This is a genomic window from Candidatus Thermoplasmatota archaeon, from assembly GCA_022848865.1.
Lineage (GTDB): Archaea > Thermoplasmatota > Thermoplasmata > RBG-16-68-12 > JAGMCJ01 > JAGMCJ01.
In genome coordinates, this window is sequence record JAJISE010000065.1 from 1 (window position 1) to 6,360 (window position 6,360).

At 55.1% G+C, this 6,360-nt stretch carries 8 protein-coding genes; 2 read left to right on the top strand and 6 right to left on the bottom strand.

Features of this window, described 5'->3' with window-relative positions; all coding sequences use genetic code 11:
* The coding region (locus LN415_09190) for a hypothetical protein (protein MCJ2557259.1) at positions 1-720 on the bottom strand (720 nt) is incomplete at its 3' end.
* A gap of 109 nt (positions 721-829) precedes the next feature.
* Between LN415_09190 and LN415_09195 the strand changes: the two genes are divergently transcribed.
* Both LN415_09195 and LN415_09200 read left to right on the top strand, forming a co-directional pair.
* Positions 830-1,537 (top strand): tyrosine-type recombinase/integrase, encoded by a 708-nt coding sequence (locus LN415_09195; GenBank protein MCJ2557260.1) that lies wholly within the window; start codon positions 830-832, stop codon positions 1,535-1,537.
* Positions 1,538-2,115: 578 nt separating this feature from the next.
* A complete protein-coding gene (locus LN415_09200; GenBank protein ID MCJ2557261.1) occupies positions 2,116-3,177 on the top strand; it encodes a hypothetical protein in 1,062 nt (353 codons plus the stop codon).
* A 13-nt stretch (positions 3,178-3,190) separates the two neighbouring features.
* Here LN415_09200 and truD read toward each other — a convergent pair whose 3' ends face one another.
* From truD to LN415_09225, 5 genes are all read right to left on the bottom strand, one after another.
* Positions 3,191-4,471 carry a tRNA pseudouridine(13) synthase TruD gene (gene truD / locus LN415_09205; GenBank protein MCJ2557262.1) on the bottom strand — a complete coding sequence of 427 codons (1,281 nt, stop codon included), beginning with the start codon at positions 4,469-4,471 and terminating at the stop codon, positions 3,191-3,193.
* Between the two features lie 10 nt (positions 4,472-4,481).
* Positions 4,482-4,754 (bottom strand): hypothetical protein, encoded by a 273-nt coding sequence (locus LN415_09210; protein ID MCJ2557263.1) that lies wholly within the window; start codon positions 4,752-4,754, stop codon positions 4,482-4,484.
* A gap of 44 nt (positions 4,755-4,798) precedes the next feature.
* Positions 4,799-5,512: a radical SAM protein gene (locus LN415_09215; protein MCJ2557264.1), complete on the bottom strand. Its 714-nt coding sequence runs from the start codon at positions 5,510-5,512 to the stop codon at positions 4,799-4,801.
* A gap of 14 nt (positions 5,513-5,526) precedes the next feature.
* On the bottom strand, positions 5,527-5,946 hold the full coding sequence (locus LN415_09220) for a Zn-ribbon domain-containing OB-fold protein (protein ID MCJ2557265.1): 420 nt from the start codon (positions 5,944-5,946) through the stop codon (positions 5,527-5,529).
* Positions 5,947-6,360, bottom strand: a 414-nt coding sequence (locus LN415_09225; protein MCJ2557266.1) for a thiolase domain-containing protein, incomplete at its 5' end; no start/stop codon positions are given. It abuts the gene before it with no gap.

The following is a 6,360-nucleotide window of genomic DNA, read 5'->3' on the forward strand; positions in this document are numbered from 1 at the left end:
GCCGGTTAGTGCCACCGCCAGTGGAATGTCATCAGCGACTTTCTTCACCTCATCCTCCGAAACCTTCTGGTCAAGACTGAGGGAAAGGAAGACGGTTTTCAGCGCGGCAGCTATGAAGTCCTCGATTCTTCCTGGTTCCACTCCCGTAATTGGAGCCATCGAGGTTGTCCACGCGTAATACTTCATCATCCAGATCGTGATGGGGTCAGACTTCCCCTCATCCAATGTGGCGTATGTATTCTCCAGCACTCTTCGAAGAACCCCGATCTTCAACAGCAAGAGACCCCTGGCAAGCGATTCCATCTTTCCCAGGATCGTGAGAAATCTCTTCCTGTCCTCTTCGTCCTCCCCGAAATCGGAAATGTCGAATCCATAGACAGTGGTAAGCGACCCGGAGCACATCCTTCCCACCCACTGCTCTCTCAGCCTCTCCAGGTCGGCTGACTTCACGGCTACCTTCCAATGTTCCCCGAACAACTCGTAATAGGTCTCGGGGGCCTCCTTGCCTCCGTTGATCGATTTCCCCTTCTTGTTCACCTTCATCAGAACGTTTTCCTTGCACAGCCTGTCCAGGCGCCTCTGCAAGGTCATGTCGTTCATGTCATCATCCTTGAGTTCTCTCCTTCTGATGACGTACGTTCCCCTCTCCCTGTACTTCTTCAGTATCTTGCAGGTGAATGAATCCCTCATCAGCTCCTCGTAGCTCATCTTCTTGGGCATTGCGGTCCCCTCGTTGGCCTCAATACTATGCATGTGTTAATAGAGTTAATTAGGGAACTTCTATTATTCTCTTTGCCAGGAATCAAACCCCTGTGAGGTGTCCCGTAGAATGAAAGCAAGGAATAGGACGGAAGCGAGAGGACTTACCACGGAAGAATGCGCGAGGCTCTGCCTGTCGCCCAGGAGACTGCCCGAAAACGCGACCGAGTTTCAGATGTGGAAGGCGATGAGGGACGAACTGTTGATAAGGTTGCTGTACGAGACCTGGGCCAGAGTGGGCGAACAAATGAAGGCCGACGTCCGTGATGTTGACCTCGACAATTGTTCCATCATCATTCGCCATCCAAAGGGCAGGGCCATCTTCAGGCTCGAGGACGAAAAAAGGGTGCATGTCGACACGATCTATCAGCAGAGACAGGTCTTCTTCAGCGACTATACCAGAGACCTGATTATTCGCTATCTTCAACGAAGGAAGAGAGGGCCACTCATAACGAACAGTCGACGGAAGAGGCTGTCCACGAGGCAGGCGGAGAGGATCGTGCACAGTAATGCCAAATCGGCGGGAGTGCAAATGGTGGTTGGTCACACGAAGGAGGGAAGAGAGATCCGTCTAGTAACCTGCAAGGCCCTGAGGGAAGCGGGCGAAAGGCACACAGATGTTGCAGGAGCCGACAGGGATGCGACAGCCAGGATTGCGGGACACACCGTTCGAACCAAGGAGAAGTACTACAAGAAGGGAAATTTCGAAGAAGACAGACGAATCGTCAGGGAACATCATCCTCTGATGAAGGAAGAAGGGATGGGAGGCCAGAAATGACGAACTCATATGTGAAGTGCGACGAAAACGGGAAGCCAGATAGCTAGGGAGATATGATGTCACGGCACGGCAACAGACAAGGCATCGACAAGGTTGGGAGAAAACCAGGAAGGCCCACAGTTATGGAGTCTAGAGGAGACCCAAAACTCCCTGCAAGAGCCGCAGAACTGCGGTCTCTGGGGCTTTCCTGGTCTCAGATAGCATCTAGACTAGGAGTCGGGAGAACCACTGCTAGACGCCTTGCGTTGATGTGCCAAAAGGACAGCGGCTGCCAGACCAGAGATGACATCATCTCAGATGTGCCACAAACCAACGATAACAACCCGCAAACGAACGACAGCCAGTGTGTTCCCTTTGAGATTAAGGAAGATGTTTTGGAGGGGTTGCCAAAAACGTTTAGGATTTTTGTGTCTCTCATGAGAAGGGCACGAGAGTTGTGAGGATTGGGCAGCCGAACTGTGAGTATTTTACCTTCAAGGACACAGAACGCTGAGTCCACTCTCCTGGCGACAGAGGCGTTGGCGGGAACAAATTTATAGCAAACCATTCTTGCCAATATCGTGAGCTTCCCGAAAATCATGAACACAGACAGAACCGGTGAGCTGAAGAACCGGACCTGGTGGTGGTGGTGGCTCATTTTCTTTCTCAAGAACCCCGAGAATCCGGACAGAACGAAACAGTTGATGATTCTCTGGGGAACGAGAAACACGGAGTTTGTCGAGGTCAATGATATCCCCTGGCGGAAGAGGTTCGATATCCAGCGTGAAGGGAACCATCTGACGTTCTACGGTATGTGCTCCTCGTGGTTCTATGACGGGAGCAGAATGATGGAGCCTTTCTTCGCGGACCAAGGGACGATGACGTCGGACTGGAACGAAGAAGAGGGCGCGCTTGTTCTCAAGAATGATAATACCTATAGCTTCTCGAAGAAGGGCGACGACTACATCATCTCAATTGAAAGACCTGGCTTGGAAGTCGAGATGAAGGTGTCACCGTGGACACCTTTCCTGTCCCGGATCGAACCCACAGGCAAGACCTATCTCGCCAATCTAGGTTATCAGATGCACAAGATAAGGGGAAGTCGGGCAAGCGGACGGATCGTCATCGACGGCACTGAGACGGAAGAGGAGGGGACCGCCTACTTCCAGAAGGTGCGGATAAACAGTCCGACATCGCCCTGGTACTGGGGGGTCTTCCACACGGAATCCGGCTGCTACGTGGATTATTTCATGCCTCACATTGGACCTCCCGCCCTTCGCAGGTCTTACGGTCACCAAAGCAGGCTTGACTGGGGGGAACGCACGCTCTCCAAGGGCTGGCAGTTCTACGACCCCTCCGACGGGGAGTTCCATAGGATAAAGAAGATCAGTATGCACAAGACCTACGAGAACGACCTCCCGACATTCACGCTCCGTGGGCGCGAGGAGAACAGGAGCATAGAGATGGTTATGAAGGCGTATTCTCGGGCCTGCTGGAAGGTGAAGCAGCCCTTTCTCCGGTACTTCTGCACATACCTGCACTACAACGAGTACCCTGTGAATGTGGTGAAGTTCGACTTCAGGTGCGGTCAGAAGACGAGGACGCTTTCGGACTTGGGCCGCTTCGTGGGAAACTGTGAGCACAGTTGGGGGATGATATAGCGGAACACTGGTCTCAGTAGTCCATCATATCCCCTTTCATGAATTCCCTCAGGAGGGATGTCGCGTAGCAACCGGGTATCAATCCGAACGACATCCTGACGGATTCATCCATTACCTGGAACTCGAAGTCCTTGAGCGGGCCAAGGATCTCTCTGCGCAACCCCTTCGATGAGATCCTGGGGATCTTCGGAATGAGGAAGTCCTCGGGCTCCACTCCCTCCGATTCTCTGACGGATTCCTCGATCTCGCCCATCTCTCCGCTCGCGAAGCGCGGTTCGGCGCCGAAGATGATCCCGCTCACGAAACCTTTTCCCTCCCTGACCCTTCTCGTGGCCTTCGCCATGTTCCCTTCATTGACCAGGATGTGTTCCCTCCTGTCCGGAAGCCCGTCCTGCGTTGCGGGAAGGATGACATCACCCACGATCACCTCGTTCAGGGGAAGCCCTCTGTTCAGCCTCTCGCTGAGCATCCTGTTGAAGAGATATGACTGATACGCGTGGACGAACATCATCTGGAGGTTGAGCGGGAGGCTCTGAATCGAACCCGCGAAATCGTTCGGGTTGGTGACCAGATGGTTGAGGATAGCTCTCTCGAACGACAGATGCCTTGGGAATGTCCTGAGAGCTTCCGGGAAATCCCTGCTGCTGTCGACGGACCTCCTCGCCGCTTGGACATCTTCCGCCTCAGTCGGGAACGGGTTTCCAATGTAGGACATGACCGCCCCTTCGAAGTCTCCCTGGCAGATCTTCTTTCCGATTATGTGGGTGACGGGTCTTACGGCACCAAATCGCTGGACGCCGAAGAAGTTCGGGAATCCACCGATCTCCATGATGGAATCCGCAATCCTCGACACTCTCCCAAGGGTGTCCGATTGGGACATTCCTATGTCGCCGATCTCGATTCGGAAGAGGTTCCCAAGGAGGTCTCCGAGTTCCAGCCTCTTATCAGTTCTGAAGACATCCAGTATCTCGACATCTTTGATGTTCAGCCGTTCCAGGCTTTCAGGCGGATCGTCGAACTGGACGAGCTGGGTGGTCACCGCCCTCTTGTCCTTTGTTCCTGCAAACCTGATCCTCTTTCTGGAAATTCTCAGAGTCCTCGCGAGGTGCCTGACCAAGCGGTTGGTCTCCCAATTCCTGGCCCGTACCCGCGCGGCGGCGTAGCGCCCGTCATCGGCAACGGGCAGGGAAACAGAAATCTCCTCCACGACGAAGTCCTCGGGCGTTATCCTCAGCCTCCCGCCAATCCCAGGGAGATTCGTGAGGAAAGCCTCGATTCCTAGAACATCTTCCATCGAGAACACATCATTTGGCTTTCTTCTCGATGAGGGTCTTGCACTGAGCGAACTCCTTGGAGAGTTCCCTCGCGGCACGCCTGAGAACAGTCTGGGGTCTTCCCTTCTTCACTCGCACAAAAATCTCGGGGTTGTCAAGTTGCGGGTGACCCGAAACGTACCTCGCGTCGGAGACATCCTTGTCCTTGAGGAGCTGGTTCAAAAGGGGGAATATTATGGTCTCGTCGCCCAATATCTCGATCCTCATCTGCGTTTTCTTAAGGTCCAGAAGCCTGACTTCCATAGCGCTCAACCGCAGATATACATGGTCATCGTATTTCTAATTTATCACTCATCGTCCCTCGACTGGACCGTTGAAGCTCGGAGTCTCCTCTTCACGTGGGGATACACTATGAGCTCATCGACCTCCAGGTCACGGGAGAGCGCTCTGCTGATCGACGTGAGCCTGTCCTTCAGGGGGGAGAGCTCCTCCACATCCGAGAACGAGCTCATCACGGCCGGGTGACAGGAGACTCCTGCATCCTTCAGGTTCGACAGGGCACCCAGCTGAAGGTCGAATCCCCTGCTCGCGCCCGTGAGCCTCGCGAACTCCTCCTCGTTGGACCCCTTGAGAGAAACGCGGACATGCAGTCTGCCGAAGCCCGCCAAGTCCTCGGCGTAGGGGCGGTCGAGCAGGATCCCGTTCGTCTCGAGTATGAAGTTGTAGGGGCTTTGGCTCACGAGTCCGAGGAGGCCAAGGAGGTGCTCCCTTCCTATGGTCGGTTCCTGCCCGCTCAGCCGCCAGAGCTTGTGTCCGGTCTCGTTCGAGATGCCTTCCATTTTTCCATAGACCTGCTCCGCGTCGTAGAATTTCCCCACGTCCGTGCGGCCCCATATGCCATCCCCAGCCCAGCAGAAGAGGCAGAGGAGATTGCACCCGACGACATCACCGGTCACTATCCCGCCATACCATCTCGCCGGGCGAAAACGATAGTACTTCCTGCTCGCTCCTGCGCAAACATCATTCTCGATGCGCTCACTTCTCTCGATAGGGTCGTACATCGCTTCGCGGGGAGCTACTTCTCTGGAGGTGTCGTATTCAACGGTTTGAACTTGTACCCGTAGTGGATCACGCCGGCCTTCCCCTCTTGGCCGAGCTTGCGGAACGACGCCTCGACCTCCGACCCTATGTCGATGTCGCACTCGTCGCAGTCAATGATGGGCGCGGTCAGCCTCACGCCGTCCTTCATCTCTATGATCGCGATGATGTACGGCTTCTGCATCTCGAAGTCCTCCGGAGCGTCGTGGACCACGGAATAGGATAGGATCTTCCCTGAGCCACACAGCTTGATGGACTTCATCCTGCCTATGCTCTTCCTGTGGCAGCTCGGGCATACGGATCTCGGCGGGAAGTGGACCTCCCCGCAGTTCCCGCATTTCGATGCAAACAGGTTGTACCGGCTGGGCGTTTCCCGCCAGAACCTCGGTATCGCCATTCAATCACCCCTTTCGAGAATGTGCACGACGGCCGTTGCCCCGGTCCCGCCGACGTTGTGGATCAGGCCCGTGGTCGCATCGTCCACCTGGCGCTTGTCCGCCTCTCCTCTGAGCTGCCGCACGATCTCAATGGCCTGAGCGACGCCGGTTGCACCGACGGGTTGTCCCCTGGCCTTGAGCCCGCCAGAGGTGTTCACGGACACCTCCCCGTTCAGGGCAGTGAGTCCTTCCTCAGTGGCCGCACCACCATTCCCTTTCTCGAAGAACCTCAGATCCTCGACGGCCATTATCTCAGCGATAGTGAAATTGTCATGGACCTCGGCGACCTTCACGTCCTTCGGCGTTCTCTTCGCCTGATGAAGGGCCCTTTTTCCCGCGATCACAGTTGCGTCCATGGTGCAAATATCCCTTCT

What these genes read in the sequence shown, in the direction of transcription:
- LN415_09195 (MCJ2557260.1), top strand. Translation starts at nt 830, where the DNA reads ATGAAAGCAAGGAATAGGACGGAAGCGAGAGGACTTACCACGGAAGAA.
- LN415_09200 (MCJ2557261.1), top strand. Translation starts at nt 2,116, where the DNA reads ATGAACACAGACAGAACCGGTGAGCTGAAGAACCGGACCTGGTGGTGG.
- truD (MCJ2557262.1), bottom strand. Translation starts at nt 4,471, where the DNA reads ATGGAAGATGTTCTAGGAATCGAGGCTTTCCTCACGAATCTCCCTGGG.
- LN415_09210 (MCJ2557263.1), bottom strand. Translation starts at nt 4,754, where the DNA reads ATGGAAGTCAGGCTTCTGGACCTTAAGAAAACGCAGATGAGGATCGAG.
- LN415_09215 (MCJ2557264.1), bottom strand. Translation starts at nt 5,512, where the DNA reads ATGTACGACCCTATCGAGAGAAGTGAGCGCATCGAGAATGATGTTTGC.
- LN415_09220 (MCJ2557265.1), bottom strand. Translation starts at nt 5,946, where the DNA reads ATGGCGATACCGAGGTTCTGGCGGGAAACGCCCAGCCGGTACAACCTG.